Raw genomic sequence first — 18,995 nt, 5'->3', positions numbered from 1 at the left:
GTCTTTGCGTTATATGCCACCCCAACCGCCCTAACGGACACCGCCAACCCCCTGCTTGACCCACGTCGCGTCTTTGCGTTATATGCCACCCCAACCGCCCTAACGGACACCGCCAACCCCCTGCTTGACCCACGTCGCGTCTTTGCAATAACCGCAACCGTCCAACCGCTTTGGGGTACAATATAGAACATGAACGTCTTACTTATCTCGACCTACGAACTCGGTCATCAACCACTCAGCTTAGCCTCGCCGGCAGCATGGCTACGACGAGCCGGGGCGCATGTGACGTGTATTGATGCTAGCCTCACACCGTTGACCTCGGAGCAAGTCGCCGATGCCGGACTGATCGCGATCTCAGTACCGATGCATACCGCGACTCGCTTGGCATTGTCACTGTTACCACGCCTACGGGCCGCTACACCGCAAGCATTTATCGTCTGTTACGGCTTGTATGCACCGCTCAATGCGGCAATCCTACGTGATGCCGGCGCTGATTGCTGTTTGGGTGGTGAAGTGGAAGAGCTGCTAACGTCGATCTGGCAACGGCTCTCTGCCGGTGAACGGCCACCCACGGGCAACGCGATTGTGCTCAATCGACTCGATCTAATCCCTCCCGACCGTAGTGACTTACCACCGCTCAACCGCTACGCTAAACTGATCATGAACGGCGAGGCGCGACTTGCCGGCTATACCGAAACAACGCGCGGTTGTAAACATCTCTGCCGGCACTGCCCGGTCGTGCCGATTTACAATGGTCGGTTCCGCGTTGTCCCACGTGAGACGGTTTTGGCCGATATTCGCGCTCAGGTAGCTGCCGGTGCTCGCCATATCACGTTCGGCGATCCCGATTTTCTCAATGGACCTGGTCATATCTTGCCAATTGTGCGGGCGATGCATACCGAGTTTCCCGACCTGACCTACGACGTTACGATTAAGGTTGAACATATTCTGCGCTACGCTCATTTGTTGCCTGAATTGCGTGCGACAGGTTGTGTGCTGGTGGTGAGTGCGCTTGAATCGCTCGATGACACGATCCTTGACCGTTTTGATAAACGCCACACCCGCGCCGATATTGCCCAAGCTATCGCTTTGCTGCGGGCGAACGATATTGCCCTGAACGCAACGTTTGTGGCGTTTACGCCATGGACAACGCGCCAAGTCTATCGCGATCTGTTACTGGGCATCGCCGATCTAGGCCTGATCGAGAGCGTCGCTCCGGTGCAGTACGGTTTGCGTCTGCTCATTCCCGCTGGGTCACGGTTGTTGACCTTGCCGGAAGTGCGGGCCATCGTCGAACCGTTCGATCCTACAGCGCTGGTTTATCCGTGGCAACATCCCGATCCAGCAATGGATGCATTGCAGCAGGCAGTGCTGAATCTTGCGCAGCGTAGTGAGCAGTACGGAGCTGCACGCGGCGATTTCTACCGTCACCTCCTCGATCTGTGCGATCAGGTCCTCGGACCAGGGCCACGTCCCGCCACGATTCCACCGCTGCCACCTGGTCCATACCTCAGCGAGCCGTGGTACTGTTGTGCCGAACCGGTCAGCCACCAATCAATTGCCAGTTTCTTGTAGAGGCCTGGTATGCATCCGCACCTGCTGTTGCTTACAACCCCTTCGTCGTATCGGTTGCCTGCATTCCTCGCCGCCGCCGAGCGCATCGGTGCATACACAACGATTGCTGAGGATACGCCGGCAGCGCTCGCCCGCCCACGACCAGGCCGGTTGCCCATCGACTTTACCGACCAATCGGCAGCACTGCGTGCAATTCGCGACCTCCACACCGTGCAACCGCTGACCGCAATTATCCCGGTCGATGACAGTGGGGTCGAATTAGCGGCCATCGCCTGTACCGAACTTGGGCTACCGTTCAACCGACCTGAAGCGGCGGCCGCAGCCCGTGACAAGCATCTGATGCGACAACTCTTTGCCCGCGCCGGTGTACCGTCACCCACGTTTCGCCTCTGTACCACTGCCGATGATCTCACGACAGTAGCCCAATCTGTTTCCTTCCCATGCGTTGTGAAACCGCTGCGGCTTAACGGTAGTCGTGGAGTGATGCGGGCCGATAACCCTGATCAGTTTTATGCTGCCGTGCGGCGCTTAGCCGCATTACTCGACCGCATTGAAGGTCCGCAACCCCACCAGTTTTTGGTCGAAGAGTTTATCCCGGGCTTTGAGGTAGCCCTGGAAGGCTTGATCAACCGTGGGCAAGTGCAGGTTTTGGCTCTCTTCGACAAACCCGATCCGCTTGACGGGCCATTCTTTGAGGAGACGATCTACGTTACACCATCGCGGTTACCAACAGAGATCCAGGCGGCGATTTGTGCGGTAACGGCAGCAGCGGCACAGGCTGTCGGTCTCGAACAGGGGCCGCTGCATGCCGAATTACGCATCAACGAGCGCGGGCCATGGATGATCGAGCTGGCTAATCGCAGTATCGGCGGCTTATGTTCGCGCACCTTGCGCTTTGGCATCGACGCATCGCTCGAAGAGTTGATCTTGCGCCAAGCGATTGGCTTGCCAATCGAGTCACTCAGCCGAGCCAGTCAGGCGGGGGGTGTGATGATGATCCCCATCCCACAAGCCGGCATCTTGCGCGGAGTTACCGGTATTGAAGCAGCGCAAGCAATTCCCGGAATTGAGGCGGTAGAGATCACCGCCCCACTCCACTACCCCTTGACGCCGCTGCCGGAGGGCGATAGTTATCTCGGTTTTATCTTTGCCCATGGCCCTGATCCGACAACGGTCGAAGCAGCGTTGCGCACGGCCCACGCCCAATTGCAGTTTACAATCGTGCCGTCAATTGAATTGACCGAAGCACGGATGTAATTACTTACGGCGTGGTCCACCCTTGGCCGGGGCAGCGGTTGGTGGCGTCCACCCTTCAGGCACCTGCGCATGTTCGCCGAAGAAGAATTCTTCCATGGCCTTCATCAGAATCTGCTGCGCATTTGGATCGCCCAAGCTAAGACCGTAATGATTAATGATCAGTGTCGCCTGTTGCGGCCACATCTGCCATGCCTGCGCCGAGACCTGCTCGTAAATCCGCTGACCGAGTGGGCCGGGGAAGGGTGGGCGTTCAAGACCGGGTAGTTCGCGACCAAGCTTCACACAATGTACCATACGAGGCATAGGCTCTTCTTTCACTTTTTCAATCGGCGGTATCTATTCCATTATACCTGAAAGAAAAGCATGAGCATGCGAATTGTCTTTTTTGCTATACCAGGGCCATTAGCATGGACAGTATGGCACAGGCTCACCAAGCTGCCGGTAGAAATTGTGGGCTTGGTTCATCCGGCGCCACCGGGTATGCCGGCGCTTACCATCCTGCCGCCGACATCGCCAATTCCCCGTCAAGAGATCGTAACACCGATCACGCTATGTTCACGCGCAGCACAAGCTAACGTCCCTCGCTTCGCCGTCAGCCGTGACGGTATGACCGCATTAGCCGCACAATTGGAGCAACAACGGGTTGATCTAGCCGTCGTCGTGTGCTGGCCGTGGCGCATTCGTCCACCACTGCTCACGATACCACGGCTAGGTTTTCTCAATATGCACCCCTCTCCGTTGCCAGAACTGCGCGGGCCAGAACCACTCTTTTGGGCCTTGCGGTTGGGTTGGCAGCGTACTGCGATCACGTGGCATCTGATGGATGCAGCCTTTGACCACGGCCCAATTGTGCGTCAAGCATGGTTTGATCTTCCTTTCGGCGAACGACTGAGTGTGATCGAGACGGTGGCCGGACAACGCGCGGCACACTTACTCCCGGCCGTACTAACCGATCTGGCAACATCGACGTGGCAGCCGCAACCGCAAGCTACCGGCGGTAGCACCTACCCAGCGCCACAAGCCACCGATTTACACTTCACTACGGCATGGTCGGTAGTGCAAGCTTACGCTTTCGTGCGTGCCATTGCCGAATGGGGGCAACCTTTCACCTACGTTGCTGCCAATGGTCAGACGGCTACGATTGGCGACGCGATCGATTATCGTGTCGGTGAACAACTCGCGGTTCCTGTGATGGTACACGGTAACCAGATCATGCTGCAACTCCGTGATGGTATCCTCGTCTGTTTACCAATCTCTCAGGCCGAGGCACCATCCGTTGTAGCAATGTTATAATTGCAGATGTAATCAATTTTTGGAGTGATTAGCGTGTCTCAACCATCGTCCACTGACCAATCAATGAATGCGACCAGCCTCATCACCCAATGGCGCCTACAGATTCTCAATAACCTCTTATAGGTCCTCGCTGTGTTTGGTGGGTTAGCACTAATCATCGGATCGTGGTCAGATTACCTCACCCTGGGTCATCGTGCCTGGCCGTACATTACCGTTTACGCGCTCACTTACGGGCTTGTTGTTGGTGCAGCAGCCCTTCGGCAACTTAGCCTGAACATACGGGCGATCCTTATGCTGAGCGTCCTCGGTGCAAGCTCCACCTTTCTGCTCATCTTCTTTGGGTTAGTCGGTAGTGGTCGCTTACTCTGGATTGGTGTCATCGTACTGGCGCTAGGCTATTTTGGCCTCCGTGGTGGGATCATCACCTTAGCGATCTCGTTCATCACATTGGTCATTGCAGCAGCGCTCTACATCTCCGGTAACGTCGGTTTGGCGTTCACCGACGTTGTAACCGTACAAGATTCGATTGAAGAATGGGCCGGCTCAATCTTCCTCTACCCCGCAATCGCACTACTGATCATCGTACCGTTTAACATACTTGTGCAGCGGTTAGAACGATTGGCGCATCAGGCTACAGCCGAAGCCGCACGCGCCCGCCTCAATGCGCAACACAGGGGCGAGGCATGCCTCGCCCCCACGCGATCTCGTGCAATCACTCGAGACGCCAACTGTCGAGATTGGTCAAGATGTGATGCTCGCACCGATCGTCGGCCACATCGATAGTGAACGCACGTCGAAACTAACGCAACGACTGCTCGAAGTTGTTAGTTCGCGTCGCATCAAGCTGGTGGTGATCGATGTTGCCGGCATTCCCACATTCAATACGGCACGCTCACCACAAGACGTTCTGATTCGCCTATCCTTGCAATAACATCGCGCTGCGCTTGATGCCCACCACCAACGAATGAACGACTAACAACTATTGCGTCATCGCGCAACTTTTACGCTCCTCATACGGTGTACATGAAGAGAGCACTACCCGTATTGAGGAGAGCGTTATGGGTCACCGTAACCTTGTCTTATGTCTGCTGGTACTACTGGTAAGCTGGCCGACTCTCACCGCTGCCATGTTCCCGCCGTCGGTACCATCTGCATCGCCCCTTCCTTTCATTCTCGGTGTTGAACGAATCTCACCGGTTGCATGGGCGCTGTTGGTCGGTTGCCACTATTCACCGCACGACATCCGCGTTTGGACAGAGACGGCACCACCGCAGCATCCACAAACAATTACTGCCTCGGGCCACCATCGCTGGCGGGTACAATTTACCGGCTCACTACCGGCTTCAGCAACGGTATACGGGTGTGGTCAACAAGCCGCGCTGATCGTTGCAGCGGGATCTGTACAATGGCTCAGCGGCCTTGTCATCATTGGTATCACCGTTACTGGATGGCTCAGCCTTCGGCTACTCAGAATGCCGCGTGCAGCACCTCGCCAACCCTCAGTGGTACCCACCACTGCACGCTGGCAAGCCCAGATTTGTGATGAAGAAGGTGAACGGACAATCACGCTCGCCGCCAGTTTACTCACTGTCGGCAGTGATCCGGCTTGCCACCTGATCGTGATCGCAGCGGACATCGCGCCACGTCACGCGCAGATTATTTTGAGTGAGCAGACAGCGCAGATTGTCGATCTCGCCAGTCCGGCGGGCGTGTTCAGTGGACCAGTACGACAACGGCTACGACCCCATACACCTACATATGTCGCTCATGAAGATATTTGGTTAGGAGCAACAGTTCGCCTCCGTCTGAACCGCATACCCGTAGAGATGCCGTAACATTAACCGCTTCCTCGAATGTGGTTTTGTATTAGATGTAACTCCAACACGGATGGAACTACTAACCTCCACCCGGTTGCGGCTTCTCCATCGGCGGTGCGCGCACACTAACCGTCGCCGGCAGCATCTATACAACGGGCATCAAACCTAGTCCGTACACAACACTAATCAAGCGCCTGATCAGAGCGTCGGCTTGCACCGAGAAAGACCGGTGGTCGTACTCGCAACATCAAACCAAGATCGACCAAAATATGGATAAAAATGACCGTCCAAATATCCTGATATAAATACAAACAGAGGCTCCAGCCCAACACAAGCGCCATCTCAGCAAGAGGTCGCAGTTTGCGTATCCGCATTGACCGTGGCGTGTCATCGAGATGGGGTGGGAGTTGTTGCAACCAAAACATCCCATGGATAACACCGCCATAAATCACAAACGCGGTAAATCCAACCGCAAAACCGAGTGAACCAACCAGACTAGGCCAAAATTGCGCTGCCAGCCCATCACCGATCCACGCCCCGATCCGATAGACGGTCGCAAACGCAAAGGTCTCGATCACACCATTGCCAATACTAAAGATTACCGTCGGCCCTACCAAAAATGGACGACCATCATGGCGGGCGACCATGACATATAACACTTGACTGAACGCAAAACTGATGAGCAGAAAGGCGACAAACAAGGGATTGCTGAGAGTAACCGGCACATTCCAACTACGGAGCCAATCACCGAGGAGTGGGATGCCGATGACTAACGAAATCAGCCAGTAGAGCACAATATACTGATCAAGACGGCTAAGGGTGCGTTGTTTCGTCAGTTCATACTCCATAAAGCAAGTACTCCACATCGTTTTTATTGTGATATACAAGAATTGTCTATATGCAATATATTAGCATACCAGTTACATCTTGCCTAGAGGAAATATCACCGCTATGGAGATAGACTCAGATACACCTTACTGTGCAGCAGACTGCAAAGAGTATAATAGGACGGCACCCCGTCTATCGGCGTCATTGTTGCACTTATATTGAAAACGGGAGACATCCGTGCGACTGGTAAGTTTCATTCCGCCTGCAGAAACTACAGCCCGCACCGGCGTTTTGCTCGGTGAGGCAATTATCGATCTAGCGGCGGCAGCAGCACTGGTGAGTGAAGAAACAGCCGCAGCACCTTGGGACATGCTCACCCTCCTTCGTGGTGATCACCCTGAGGTTACTATCGCTACGGCTACCGATATTGTGCAGGCGGTTGTGAATGTGATGGCTGGTGAAGAGCCGGCAGAAGCACCACTGACCGAATTTGCGTGGCAGGCCGGTCTAACCATTGGCGAGACGGCATTGGTGTTGCCGGCGACTCAAGTACGCCTTGTTGCCCCATTACCACAGGCGCTGTCGCTGCGTGAATTTGATACGCTTGTCGATGAGCCAACGACTGCCCTACGCCGAGCAGCCGGCTATTGGGTAGGTGACCAACGCTGGCCGGCATTCCGCTTTGCTAATCACACCGCGATCTATGGCCCCGACAATCCTATCCCATTACCGATGAGCGGCCCACTTGATTGCGGAATGGCACTAGGGTGCGTGATCGGGCAGGTCGGTCGTGATATTCCTCCCGATGAAGCTGATGCCTACATCGCCGGGTATGTTCTCGTCAATGCGTGGACTATCCGCGATCCGGTGCAAGCTGCTCTACGTCCGCGTGATGTTGGTACCTCATTGGGACCATGGCTGGTAACACCTGATGAAGTAGAATGCTACCGCGACGACGATGGTCGGCTGATGTTGACCCTTCGACTGTTGCTGAATGGGCGTGAGATTGGGCAGTGTAACACCGCTCTCATGCGGTTTTCATTTGGTGAACTGATTGCATTCGCGAGCCGCGATACAACCCTCTACCCGGGTGAGGTATTGATCAGTGGAGTCGCGACCGGTGGTTGTCTTCTCGATCACTACGGTGATGAAGGCCCATGGCTGCGCGCCGGTGACGAGATCGTGGTTGAGTGTCATGAACTCGGTCGCCTACGCTCACCGATCGGGCAGACGGATGAGCTGTTTTGACACACGATGATCACAGCGAATACCAGACGATGGCGATTAGCGTAGATTCGGCGTAAAAACAGGTGCAAACACGCTATGAGCACAGTAGCGATAAGGATAGTTACTTGCCAGCTTGCCCGCCATCTGGTATAGTCCGCGCGGTGGTAACGAACGTAGGGTTACCGGCGAACAAGTACATCTCCAGAAGGGAGCGGCTGTCGGGAACGACATCGCCGTGCAATCACCTCACGTATGGAACCAAACGAATACACAACAATGGCAGCAGTCGAGCTGCAACATTGGTGGTACGGCGGGATGCGAGCGATCAATGCCGCTTTGCTCAATCGCGTTTTTGCCGGTAGACGCGACCTCCGCATTCTCGATGCCGGTTGTGGTACCGGCGGCGATGCACTCTTTCTCCAACGCTACGGTACCGTTGTCGGACTCGATCTGGCGGTAGCGGCGATTGCACTGGCGCGGGAACGGATTCCGGGACGATTAGTGCGTGGCTCAGTATTGCACTTACCTTTCGCCGACCAGAGCTTCGACCTTGTCACATCATTCGATGTGTTGTACCATCGTGCGGTCATTGACGAGCGGCAAGCGTTGGCTGAAGTACGGCGCGTATTACGTCCCAATGGCCGGCTGCTCCTCAGGTTACCGGCGTATGAGTGGTTACGTTCGCATCATGACCGCCAAGTACATACCCGTCATCGGTATACGGCCGGTGAAGTGACCCGATTATTACAAGCGAATGGCTTTGTCATCGAACAGTTGACCTACGCACTGACCATCCTCTTCCCACTCTCGGCAGCCATCCGCTTGTTCGAGCGCGTGTTGCCGGCCAATACCAGCGAATCGGCGATGGCATTACCTTCGCCTCCAATCAACGCCGCACTTCGCTTACCGATGCAGCTTGAAGCGGCATATCTTGCGCATGGCGGCAGATTACCGTTTGGATTATCAATCGTGGCCCTAGCCCAGATCGACCATCATCGCAGTGATGGATCCGGCCAAGAACATAAATAGGTCGTCTGGATACAACCATTGCAAATACACGGTGGACACTACGCATGCTCAACCCTGTTCTTGACCGCTTAAGTACGACTCCAACCCTTTGGAATCGACTGCGCTGGCTGGTGGAAGCCGGTTTTACCGGCGAGCATATGGCAATCGCCCGCGAATTACGGCCATGGCGAGGTGATCAACGCTGGTTTCTCGATCTCGGATGTGGTACCGGCGAATTTGCCGGCGATTTTCCGGCACGTCGCTACGTTGGCATTGATCCTTCGCTTACCTACTTGCGCTTTGCCGTTCGACACCGGCCCGGCCATTATCTGGCAGCAAACGGCGAAGCACTACCATTTGCCGACCAGACGTTTGATGCCGGTCTCATTCTGGGCGTATTACACCATTTGCCCGATGCAACGGCTCGCACAGTCATGCACGAAGTCTATCGGGTGATGCGTCCGGGAGCCACGATACTCGTAATGGAGGATACGCCGCCGCCGGCGAATGAAAACCCTCTTGGTCATCTGATGCATGCCCTCGATCGTGGTGGGTATATTCGGTTCGAGTCCGACTATCAGGCAATATTCGGTGATGGGTTTGATATTGTGCGAAACTATCATCTCCGTTCGGGTATTTGCGATTACGCAGTCTTTGTGTTGCGCCGGCGACCATCATGAAGTTGTTTGCTCATTCACCCAATGTACGAACTATGCTGCTAGTTCTCACCTTGTTGCTGACGGCAAGTGCTTTGACCGTCACCGGTGAGGTGTTGCTCAAGATAGGGATCAACCACGTCACCGAGCGGGTAGGAGCGTTTTCGCTCGATCCACGGATTCTTTGGGCAACCTTCACCGACTGGCGTGTTGTGCTCGGCTTTGTACTCGTATTTGGCGGTGCCATCTTTTGGCTTGGTGTGATTTCACGAGTTGATCTCTCGTTTGCCTACCCACTGTTGGCGTTGAATTATGTGATTATCCTCATTCCGTCACGCCTGCTACTCAATGAATCAATTTCGTGGATGCGGCTCGTGGGGGCATTAATCATCGTGATCGGGGTGATCGTGATTACGTGGGGTAGCGGAAAATCGTGACACTCACCCGACCTATGTCACTGTTAGCCGTTATCTGTTCAGCATATCGCCAGACGTGGCCGATTATGGTGGGATTACTCACGCTAATCATGATCGGCTGTGGGTTGGCGTATCAGATACCGACCTCAGTCCATTTGGCGGTCGGCGGTGATCCAACGAGCCACCGGCGTGAAGATGATGCCCCGTTTTTACAGATGGTCCACGCAGCGGAGCCGGCTGCACCTACGACGGTGGAGTGGTGGACTTTGCCCGGTGCCGACAACCCCTACCGCTGGACCCAACCGGAAAGTGTGATCCACGTGCCCGGTCTTGGGGGCGGACACTGGTTGATCACGGTACGCGCCCAGGGAGGACGACCTGATGGTGCTCCGACTGCTACGCACTGGCAAGCCGGCACGTGGCCGCCGCTTGAACTGATACTTCCGGCAACTGCTCCTCGTCGCTATACCGTCCTCGTCCCGTCCGATGGTGCAGTTCACCTGACGTTGCGGAGCGAACCGCTACGGGTTGCCACCGATCCGCGTGTGTTGGGATTTGTGTTGTACGCAGTACACGTGCAACCGGTCAATGGCTGGCGCCCACCAGACTGGGGTCAACTCGGTTGGCTTGGGCTATGGTTGGTAGCAATATTGGTGTGGGGGGGAACGGTCGGTCTGCCGGCACGCTGGAGCATGACTGCATTGGCGATCGGAGGTGGGGCGGCGCTCTTCGCCATTGGCTTGGTACGACCGGCATTCGCGCTGCTTATGCCGATCCTCACTACGCTGACCATCCTCGCGACGTCCATCAGTGCGATCGTAACGCTGCGCCGGCCACATCAACTGGCGTGGCGGCAAGCCATCTCGCTCACCCTTATCGCCGTGATTGTGCGTCTCACCGGCTTACTCCATCCACACGCCATTAGTAGTGATGTCGGTTTTCATGCCAACAATCTGTTACGCCTTGGTATTGGTCATGTCCTCCTCACCGCCGGACTGCCTGCTGAAGCGGGAGGTGGCCTCGCCCCATATCCGGCCGGATTTTATCTGATCGCGTTACCATTTCAACTCCTCCTGAACGATGATTTTGCTAGCCGACGACTGCTGGTTACGGTGATAGCGGCAGTGCTTGATAGTCTGTTTTGTCTGGTGATTTGGTGGTTGGTTAGGCAAGCAGGTTTTGAACAGCGTACAGCGCTACTCAGCGCTTCTGGCTACATCGTGGCAACCCAAGCGCTCGAGGCAATATCTATTGGTGAATTGGCCAATGTAGGTGGTCAAGCCTTGCTCATACCGGCCCTGATCGGTCTCAGTGCAGGAGCAGCAGCGCCAAGCAGCGATCGACGCGCACTGGTTGGCCTAACATTAGCAATCGCCGCCGGCCTAATGACACATTCTGGCCTTACCCTGAGTTTTGGTACCCTCATTGGCTGGGCGTGGCTACTGGCATGGCGACAGCCGTCAACCATCGTCTCGCCGTTGCGCCTCTTCGTTGCTGCTGCCGGTGGGTTAGCACTGGCCCTGATGATTATGTACACCGCCCCACCGTACCTTGAATTGGTCATCAATCGAAGTAGCCAGGGGGCGAATGGCGGGCAACCACTGCTCCAGATTATCACCGACACAACCGGCGCCTTGCTTGGGCTTCAACCACCTCAACGGCGTAGCTTGCCGATTCCAGTAGGATTAGCGCTTGCCAATCTGGTCGGATGCTGGCTCCTGTGGCGCGCCACAACCCCGACGGTCAGCAGTCTCCGCTGGCTGCTCGGCGCATGGTGGGGGAGCACTCTCAGCAGCCTTGCGCTCTTGCTGATAGCCGATCAAGGGATTCGTTGGGCACTCTTCCTCTACCCGGCCCTCTGCATCACGGCGGGCATTGCCTTTGACCGCATTGCGGAACAGGGTAGGTTAGGGAAGGTTATGGTAGTGGCTTGGCTCGTAGCAATCTGGGGACAAGGACTCACGTTGTGGATCGGACAAATCCGCGATTACCTACATTAGGCGGGACGAATCAAAACACCGCCCCGCCAGCGTTGCAGTTACTCATTGGCAATATCACGCACCACATCTGTCACCGAAAGCACCCCAATTGGGCGAAGCCCCTTCTCACCCGGTTCAACCACTACGACCCGATGGATGCGTCGCTCCATCATGAGGCGACTGGCATGCTGGAGCGTGTCTTTGGGTGTTACCGAAACCACATCGGTAATCATGATATGGCCGGCGGTTAAGCCGCGCCAATGCTTCCAATACTGCTCGTACAGACGTGCATTGACTAGATCGGTGCGCGACACCAAGCCAACCATGTACCCCTCATCATCAACAACGACCAGCGCACTCACATCTTGCTCTGACATCTGACGGGCAACATCTTGAATGGGAGTCTCGCGCTTGCAAGTCAATACACCGACGTGCATCACCTCGCCAACCGTTCGCTCCATAGGACATTCCTTTCACGACACAGTATTCGGTTTCAACGCTATGATTGTGATAGTGTACTCAATCTGACACATCGCGTCAATATGCAATTGGGCCAGTGTAAGTTAATGATAGAAGGTCGAGTCACAACCGAATAGTCGCCCACGGATGCGCACACACCACTGATGATCCGCCGAGAGCCAATAGGTAGGCCGTGAGGGATCTTTTATGCTACACAAAAACCAAGATGGTGCATCGTTCGGTTTCGCAAATGACGTTTACGATCCCTTTTGTGCATCGTACCTATCATCTGCTGTAAACGAATTGGCAGATCGTTCGGTATTTAATTTCTCGTTACTTCGTATGCACGCGCGTACTACCTCGCATTTGCACCACGTTCCCATTCATGCTAGAATCAGATTACACTATCAGCAAAACTTCGCATACGCTGTCGGGTGAGGATATGCCAGAGTTAGAGCCGACAACCAATCAGCGCCCTGTCGCGCTCCCCGGTTTCGATGCCGAAGCAACCGCCGTAGTCGGTATTGGTCTAGGTCTTACCGGTCTTGCCCTTGGGTTGCGTCCCCGGCTTGCCCCGGCCACATTAGCACTTACCGCAGTGGCAGCGGCACTCTTTCGCAATCCACGCCGTATCCCACCCGACGAACCACGTACCATCTTTGCTATTGCCGATGGCCGGCTCCAAGGCGTGCGCGAAGTGTATGAACATCGCTTTGTACATAGCGACTGCCTTCGCATAACCACCATCATCGGTCTGCTTGACGTACCTATCTGTCGTTCGCCGGTTGCCGGTCGGGTTGCGTACCTTGAGCATATCGACGGTGAATATCGACCACTACGCGATCCGCAAGCACCCGAACGTAATCAACGTCTGTATATCGGGATCGAGACAGCCTGGGGGCCGGTGCTGTTGGCAATTATCGCAGCACCCCTAGGGCGCTGGTTACGTTGCGAGACGACACAGGGTGCGACACTTACCCCCGGCACCCGAATTGCCAGCGTGCGTTTTGGCGGCCAGGTTGATCTCTACATTCAACGCGATGTGCTTGATCCGCTTGTTGCGCCTGGTGAACGTATGTTCGCCGGAGAAAGCCGGTTGGGTGCGGTGGTAGTCTGAGATCGGCGACCATGATCGCACCCTTCACCCTTTTATTTGAAGAAGATCCAAACCCAGGTCCCGGCTTGCCCTTCTCGATCCGCACGCTTTACCGTGGCGATTGGCGACTACCGACTATTCCCGACCGGCGTCCTGTAATATGGACGAACTTTGTGGTTTCACACGATTGTCGGATCGCCTTCAACCAACCGGGATGGAACGGCGGAAATGCGATCAGCCGTAACCATCGCCACGATCACTGGTTGATGGAAGTGATCCGAGCACGCGCCGATGCAATTTTGGTTGGTACTGCGACCCTACGTGCTGCTCGTCGCCATCGGTGGGTACCAGGCGAATTGATCGATTGGCCGGCATTTACCCAGCTCCGCACCGCCGAAGAACGCCCACCATTGCCGGCATTAGTCATTCTCTCGGCAAGTGGTGATGTGCCGGCAGCAACTGCCCTTACCTCGCCACGTGACCTGTTTCTCATCACCACTGCGCAAGGGGCAGAACGCGCACGTAGCCGTCATCCACATCTTACCTGCTTGGTCGGCGCCGATGGTCAACTCGATCTCACCGCTGCCATGACCACCCTCCGTCAACAGTACGGTATCCGTACCTTGCTCAGTGAAGGTGGCGGACGTACCTACGGCTCGCTGCTCGTCCACCAGCTCATCGATGAAGTCTTTCTGACCATCAGCCCGATCATTGTCGGCAATCCTGCTCCACCGACACCACCCCGGCCCGGTTTGGTCGAAGGTGTCGCCTTTGCGCCACAACACCCGCCCCGTCTTCGCCTGATTAGTCTGCGCCGCGTAGATGATGTTCTCTTCCAACGAGCTCGCATCGTCTTTCCAACTGACGGATAGGTGGCGTCATTCACATTGGGAGCACAATAGGTGCTCGTCGGTTAGTGAGCAGTTCGTGTCACCATTCCCCTGGCAAACAGAGACGCAGTCGCTCTATGGCTATTCGGCGAAACACTATATAATAAGGCCGGGTAGGCACGGGGAAAGAGCGATTACATGGCAGACGAAGAACAACGACTGATCCAATCGGCGCAGACGGGCGACCTCGATGCGTTTAACCAACTCGTGCGCTTGTACGAGACGCGCATCTACAATCTCTGCTACCGGATGCTTGGCGATGCTGATGCAGCGGCTGATGCCACCCAAGATGCGTTTATCGCCGCTTTTCGCAACCTCCGAAGCTTCCGCGGTGGTACATTTAAGGATTGGTTGTTACGGATTGCAACAAATGCTTGCTACGATGTCCTGCGGGCGCGAAAGCGACGACCGGTTGTCTCACTCGATCGCGAGCATGATGAAGAGGATGGGCATCGGGGTGAGTTTCCTGATCCGGGCGAAAGTCTCGATGACACCATGGTACGGCAAGAACTGGGAGCAGCCATCCAACGTGCGCTGGCCGAATTACCCGATGACCAGCGAATTGTGATTATTTTGAGCGATATCCAAGGCTTGGCCTACGAAGAGATCGCCCGCGTTACCGGCGTCCAGTTAGGTACGGTCAAATCACGGTTAAGCCGGGCACGTGCCAAATTGCGTGATATTTTGCGAGCCGGGGAACACTTACCGTCAAAATTCCGTCTAGATGATGAGACGGGTGCATCAAGATGATACCCGGCTAATACCCAGATGAGAAATCAATGACACGGCAACCCTCTTCTACAGAACTACCAGAACGCGATTTAGTATTGCTCTCGGCATACATAGATGGTGAGCTGACGGAGGCCGAACGGACTGCTCTCGAGCAGCGGTTGGCACATGAGTCACGTCTGCGCCGTGAACTAGAGGAATTGCAGGCAACCCGCGATCTCTTGCGCGAGCAACCATGGCTCACACCACCACGTTCATTCACGCTGACCCCAGAAATGGCCGGAGTACGTCAACGGCGGTTCAACCTGGTCAACTGGTGGCAACCGTTCGGTGGATTGGTTGCCCTCGTGCTGGTCATTCTGTTCGGATGGCAGATACTGCGTAGTGGCATTCAAGATTCATCAGCGACGGTCGCGGTCATGCAAACCGAACCGGCGAGTGAACCGGCAATGGCGATGTCGTCAGCCGAGACGAGTCGGCCAGGTGCCAATCTGAAAGACGAGGCAACGACTCGCGAGGCCGACTCAACAGAACACGAACCCATGACGATGACCGTCCAAATGACCCCAGAAAGCGGCATACCGGCGGTGAGGCCACCACTTGCCGGGGGCGGAGGTAATGCCGGTCTACCACCCGAGGCCGAAGAACAACGTCCGGCAACAGCGACTCCACCCAGTCCACCACCGTTACCGGTTGTGATCGGCTTAGCCGTCTTACTGCTGATCGCTGCCGGAGTGTGGCTGATCAAACGCAATGCTGAATAGCCGGTCTGATGATTTGCTTGGCTAATAAACCACAGGAACGGTGAGGCTCTCCCTCACCGTTCGCAGTTTTACCGCTTGCGCAAAACCGGCTTTTTTCTACGTCATCGGCACATAGCACCGTAGCGAGCAACATAATTATTGATGAATCATCTTTTTTACCTCTATGGTATACTAAGTCACAAATATTTTGACGTTACGGTCATAGGGTTCCGATCGTATGAATACCACCAAACTCTTCATTGCCGATACACTACGTACCCGCTGTGTCGATCTTCCCCTTGCTGAACGGCCAGTCCTGATTGCTTTGGCCGATGCACTTAGTACCGATAACCCCTCACATCTGTTGGTTGCAATCAAACAAGATGGATCGATCATCAGCCGTTTCAATCAACTCGATAGGATTCGTCGGCAGGCAACCGAACTGTTGAACGATATACCGACCGCAGCCGGCCCTATTGCAGATATTGTGGCTGAAGCACAGCGGACGCTGATTCAAGAGGAAGAGGAGCTCCTTCACCAGGAGCATATGCTCAACCAACGGCTCGAGCAGAGTTTCATCACCTCACCGTTAGCCACCCTCGAAGCAAATGAACACGGAATCATTACGCGCTGGAACCCTGCGGCCGAACGGATCTTCGGCTGGAGCGCGAAGGAGGCCATCGGCAAAAATGCAATTGAACTGCTTGTACCCAACATTGCCCGCGAGCACGTTGAAGATGTGGTAAAGGCTCTCCTCAACGGGCAAGCCAAAAATAGTCGGAACGAAAACATCACCAAAGATGGCCGTATCATTATCTGTCAGTGGTATAACGCGGTGCTCTACTACCCTGATGGCCGCGTCGCCGGTTGGTTATCGCAGACCGAAGACATTACCGATCAGATCCGTGCTGAGGAAGCGTTACGGGAGAGCCAGCGCCGTCTGACCAGTTTAGTTCGCAACTTACCCGGTATCGCGTATCGGCTACGCTACACACCTGCCGGTTGGGTACCAGAGTTTCTTAGTGAGGGTGTCGCCGAGATCAGCGGCTATCCAGCCTCTGATTTTCAAACCACCGATCAATCACCGCCGTGCCGTCGTTATGTCGATCTGATCGTACCAGAAGATCGGGGACCGGTTAGAGATAGCATCAGGACCGCGCTAGCCCAACAACGCCAATACGAAATCACGTATCGGATCGTCCGCGCCGACGGGAACATCCGTTGGGTATGGGAGCGCGGATCAGGGGTCTATGATGATAACGGTCAACTGTTGGCTATTGAAGGTTTCGTGACCGATGTTACTGCCGAACGACAAGCTGCCGAAGAACGGCAGGCCCTCAATGAACGGATCATCGTAGCCCAACAAGCGGCCCTGCGCGAGTTGAGTACACCGATTGTACCGATTAGCAAAGGCGTTATTGCGATGCCGCTCATTGGTAGTATCGACAGCATACGTGCTCAACAGGTGATCGAAACTCTACTCGATGGTGTGAGCACAACCAACGCGCAGATCGTGATTCTTGATGTCACCGGTGTGCCGGTCGTAGATACCCAAGTCGCCAATACATTGCTCCGTTCAGCCCAAGCGGTCCGCTTGCTCGGCGCAGAAGTGTTGCTCACCGGCATTCGACCTGAAGTTGCGCAAACGATTGTCGGCTTGGGATTGGATCTGAGCCATATCCGCACGTTGGCAACGCTGCAAGACGGTATTCTCTACGCTCTCAAACACCGCGATGATGGACAAACGCGACCATCGCGCGTGGCATAACCCTTAGCCGATGTTTTGTTAGGTTGAAAAGAATACAGGAGAGTTTGTATGCTGCTTGAACGCGCTCGGGCACTCGCCGATGAGCTTATCCGCATCCGTCGCGATATTCACGCCCATCCTGAACTTGGTTTTCAAGAGCACCGTACCGCTGCACTTGTCGTTGAGACGTTGCAAGAGATCGGAGGGATCAAGATTACCACCGGCGTGGCCAAGACCGGTGTGATCGGTGAACTCGGTGATGGCGATGGGCCGGTCATCGCGATCCGGGCCGATATGGATGCGCTGCCCATTCTGGAAGAGAACAACGTGGAGTATGCCTCAACGAACCCCGGCGTGATGCATGCTTGTGGTCACGACTCGCATACGGCGATGCTGCTCGGCGCTGCCCATCTCTTGCGCGAGCGTTTTGCCGCCGAACATTTGCGTGGGCGTGTGCGTTTTCTCTTTCAACCTTCTGAAGAAGGATGGGACGATGAGGCGAAGAGCGGTGGCCTCCGTATGGTTGAAGAAGGCGCATTGCAAGGGGTCGATGCCGTCATTGCGCTGCACGTCGATTCAACCCTGCCCGTTGGACAAGTCACGATTCGCGGTGGTTGGTCGTCGGCGGCCGTTGATGATTTTAAAGGGTATATTCGCGGAACAGGTGGTCACGGGGCGTACCCACACCTCGGCACCGATCCGGTCTTTATGCTGTCGCATGTGCTGAACGCCCTGTTTGGCATTCGCTCGCGCTTGATCAATCCGATGGAGCCGGCGATCCTCAGCGTGGGGACGGTGCGTGGTGGTCATGCTTCAAATGTTATTCCTAGTGAGATTTTCGTGCAGGGAACACTGCGTAGTTTTAGCGAAGAGGTACGGGCGAAACTCGCCAAAGAGGTTGAGCGTGCGTTTGCCGTAGCCGAAGCGTTCGGTGGTAGCGCTGAAGTGAAGATCACCCGTGGCTATCCTGCTGGCTGGAACGACGAACGGGTGGCTGAGTGGATGAGTCAGGTCGCCGGTGAGTTCCTTGGACCTAACGCAATTGATCGCTCGCGCACCGGTATGGGCGCGGAAGATTTTGCCTACATGACCCAGCAAGCGCCTGGCGCGATGTTGATGCTCGGTGCTGCGATTGACGACGGTATAGTACGTGCTCACCATACACCCATCTTCGATATCGACGAGCGGGCATTACCGATCGGTACTGCTATCTTGGCCGAAACGGCATTGCGTTTCTTGCGCGGTGAGGTGAAGTTGTAGGGAAATATAGTGGGA

General features: G+C 55.4%; 21 protein-coding genes. 18 read left to right on the top strand and 3 right to left on the bottom strand.

Annotated elements, in window-relative coordinates:
• From AC01ZF_RS15130 to AC01ZF_RS15120, 3 genes are all read left to right on the top strand, one after another.
• Nucleotides 1-186: hypothetical protein (locus AC01ZF_RS15130; protein WP_476575473.1), on the top strand; the 186-nt coding region annotated here is incomplete at its 5' end.
• 3 nt (nucleotides 187-189) lie between these two features.
• Entirely contained in the window at nucleotides 190-1,575 is a 1,386-nt protein-coding gene (locus tag AC01ZF_RS15125; protein WP_428112697.1) for a CUAEP/CCAEP-tail radical SAM (seleno)protein, read from the top strand.
• A gap of 9 nt (nucleotides 1,576-1,584) precedes the next feature.
• Nucleotides 1,585-2,832: an ATP-grasp domain-containing protein gene (locus AC01ZF_RS15120; protein WP_424675398.1), complete on the top strand. Its 1,248-nt coding sequence runs from the start codon at nucleotides 1,585-1,587 to the stop codon at nucleotides 2,830-2,832.
• Here AC01ZF_RS15120 and AC01ZF_RS15115 read toward each other — a convergent pair whose 3' ends face one another.
• Nucleotides 2,833-3,135: an oxidative damage protection protein gene (locus AC01ZF_RS15115; protein ID WP_424675399.1), complete on the bottom strand. Its 303-nt coding sequence runs from the start codon at nucleotides 3,133-3,135 to the stop codon at nucleotides 2,833-2,835.
• 60 nt (nucleotides 3,136-3,195) lie between these two features.
• On the opposite strand from AC01ZF_RS15115, the gene AC01ZF_RS15110 reads away from it, so the two are divergent.
• The 4 genes from AC01ZF_RS15110 to AC01ZF_RS15095 all read left to right on the top strand — a co-directional run bounded on the left by AC01ZF_RS15110 (nucleotide 3,196) and on the right by AC01ZF_RS15095 (nucleotide 5,960).
• Nucleotides 3,196-4,125, top strand: coding sequence for a formyltransferase family protein (locus tag AC01ZF_RS15110; RefSeq protein ID WP_424675400.1), 930 nt, complete (start codon nucleotides 3,196-3,198; stop codon nucleotides 4,123-4,125).
• A gap of 132 nt (nucleotides 4,126-4,257) precedes the next feature.
• Nucleotides 4,258-4,908: a hypothetical protein gene (locus AC01ZF_RS15105; protein WP_424675401.1), complete on the top strand. Its 651-nt coding sequence runs from the start codon at nucleotides 4,258-4,260 to the stop codon at nucleotides 4,906-4,908.
• Nucleotides 4,877-5,056 carry an STAS domain-containing protein gene (locus tag AC01ZF_RS15100; RefSeq protein WP_424675402.1) on the top strand — a complete coding sequence of 60 codons (180 nt, stop codon included), beginning with the start codon at nucleotides 4,877-4,879 and terminating at the stop codon, nucleotides 5,054-5,056. The genes AC01ZF_RS15105 and AC01ZF_RS15100 overlap by 32 nt, the downstream gene beginning before the upstream one ends.
• A 127-nt stretch (nucleotides 5,057-5,183) precedes the next feature.
• Nucleotides 5,184-5,960 carry an FHA domain-containing protein gene (locus tag AC01ZF_RS15095; protein ID WP_424675403.1) on the top strand — a complete coding sequence of 259 codons (777 nt, stop codon included), beginning with the start codon at nucleotides 5,184-5,186 and terminating at the stop codon, nucleotides 5,958-5,960.
• A gap of 164 nt (nucleotides 5,961-6,124) precedes the next feature.
• Here the strand turns inward: AC01ZF_RS15095 and AC01ZF_RS15090 are convergent, their stop codons facing one another.
• On the bottom strand, nucleotides 6,125-6,790 hold the full coding sequence (locus AC01ZF_RS15090) for a hypothetical protein (RefSeq protein WP_424675404.1): 666 nt from the start codon (nucleotides 6,788-6,790) through the stop codon (nucleotides 6,125-6,127).
• Between the two features lie 217 nt (nucleotides 6,791-7,007).
• Between AC01ZF_RS15090 and AC01ZF_RS15085 the strand changes: the two genes are divergently transcribed.
• From AC01ZF_RS15085 to AC01ZF_RS15065, 5 genes are all read left to right on the top strand, one after another.
• A complete protein-coding gene (locus tag AC01ZF_RS15085) occupies nucleotides 7,008-8,018 on the top strand; it encodes a fumarylacetoacetate hydrolase family protein (RefSeq protein WP_424675405.1) in 1,011 nt (336 codons plus the stop codon).
• A 231-nt stretch (nucleotides 8,019-8,249) separates the two neighbouring features.
• Nucleotides 8,250-9,026 (top strand): class I SAM-dependent methyltransferase, encoded by a 777-nt coding sequence (locus tag AC01ZF_RS15080; protein WP_476575472.1) that lies wholly within the window; start codon nucleotides 8,250-8,252, stop codon nucleotides 9,024-9,026.
• Nucleotides 9,027-9,070: 44 nt separating this feature from the next.
• Nucleotides 9,071-9,685, top strand: coding sequence for a class I SAM-dependent methyltransferase (locus tag AC01ZF_RS15075; protein ID WP_424675407.1), 615 nt, complete (start codon nucleotides 9,071-9,073; stop codon nucleotides 9,683-9,685).
• Between the two features lie 32 nt (nucleotides 9,686-9,717).
• Nucleotides 9,718-10,098: an EamA family transporter gene (locus tag AC01ZF_RS15070; protein ID WP_424675408.1), complete on the top strand. Its 381-nt coding sequence runs from the start codon at nucleotides 9,718-9,720 to the stop codon at nucleotides 10,096-10,098.
• Nucleotides 10,095-12,077 carry a hypothetical protein gene (locus AC01ZF_RS15065; protein WP_424675409.1) on the top strand — a complete coding sequence of 661 codons (1,983 nt, stop codon included), beginning with the start codon at nucleotides 10,095-10,097 and terminating at the stop codon, nucleotides 12,075-12,077. The genes AC01ZF_RS15070 and AC01ZF_RS15065 overlap by 4 nt, the downstream gene beginning before the upstream one ends.
• A gap of 38 nt (nucleotides 12,078-12,115) precedes the next feature.
• Here the strand turns inward: AC01ZF_RS15065 and AC01ZF_RS15060 are convergent, their stop codons facing one another.
• A complete protein-coding gene (locus AC01ZF_RS15060) occupies nucleotides 12,116-12,517 on the bottom strand; it encodes a CBS domain-containing protein (protein WP_424675410.1) in 402 nt (133 codons plus the stop codon).
• 440 nt (nucleotides 12,518-12,957) lie between these two features.
• Between AC01ZF_RS15060 and AC01ZF_RS15055 the strand changes: the two genes are divergently transcribed.
• The 6 genes from AC01ZF_RS15055 to AC01ZF_RS15030 all read left to right on the top strand — a co-directional run bounded on the left by AC01ZF_RS15055 (nucleotide 12,958) and on the right by AC01ZF_RS15030 (nucleotide 18,980).
• Nucleotides 12,958-13,632, top strand: a complete 675-nt coding sequence (locus AC01ZF_RS15055; protein WP_424675411.1) for a phosphatidylserine decarboxylase — start codon at nucleotides 12,958-12,960, stop codon at nucleotides 13,630-13,632.
• An 11-nt stretch (nucleotides 13,633-13,643) separates the two neighbouring features.
• Nucleotides 13,644-14,483 carry a RibD family protein gene (locus AC01ZF_RS15050; RefSeq protein ID WP_424675412.1) on the top strand — a complete coding sequence of 280 codons (840 nt, stop codon included), beginning with the start codon at nucleotides 13,644-13,646 and terminating at the stop codon, nucleotides 14,481-14,483.
• A gap of 156 nt (nucleotides 14,484-14,639) precedes the next feature.
• On the top strand, nucleotides 14,640-15,251 hold the full coding sequence (locus AC01ZF_RS15045; RefSeq protein WP_476575471.1) for a sigma-70 family RNA polymerase sigma factor: 612 nt from the start codon (nucleotides 14,640-14,642) through the stop codon (nucleotides 15,249-15,251).
• A gap of 29 nt (nucleotides 15,252-15,280) precedes the next feature.
• Nucleotides 15,281-15,994, top strand: coding sequence for a zf-HC2 domain-containing protein (locus AC01ZF_RS15040; RefSeq protein ID WP_424675414.1), 714 nt, complete (start codon nucleotides 15,281-15,283; stop codon nucleotides 15,992-15,994).
• Nucleotides 15,995-16,211: 217 nt separating this feature from the next.
• Complete coding sequence (locus AC01ZF_RS15035; RefSeq protein WP_424675415.1) at nucleotides 16,212-17,741, top strand: PAS domain S-box protein; 1,530 nt, start codon at nucleotides 16,212-16,214, stop codon at nucleotides 17,739-17,741.
• Between the two features lie 48 nt (nucleotides 17,742-17,789).
• Nucleotides 17,790-18,980: a M20 metallopeptidase family protein gene (locus AC01ZF_RS15030; protein ID WP_424675416.1), complete on the top strand. Its 1,191-nt coding sequence runs from the start codon at nucleotides 17,790-17,792 to the stop codon at nucleotides 18,978-18,980.
• The last annotated feature ends 15 nt before the right edge of the window (nucleotides 18,981-18,995 follow it).

This window comes from Chloroflexus sp., from assembly GCF_056331925.1.
Note: the sequence above shows the minus strand (reverse complement) of the source record. Positions and strands in the feature narration are given on the sequence as shown.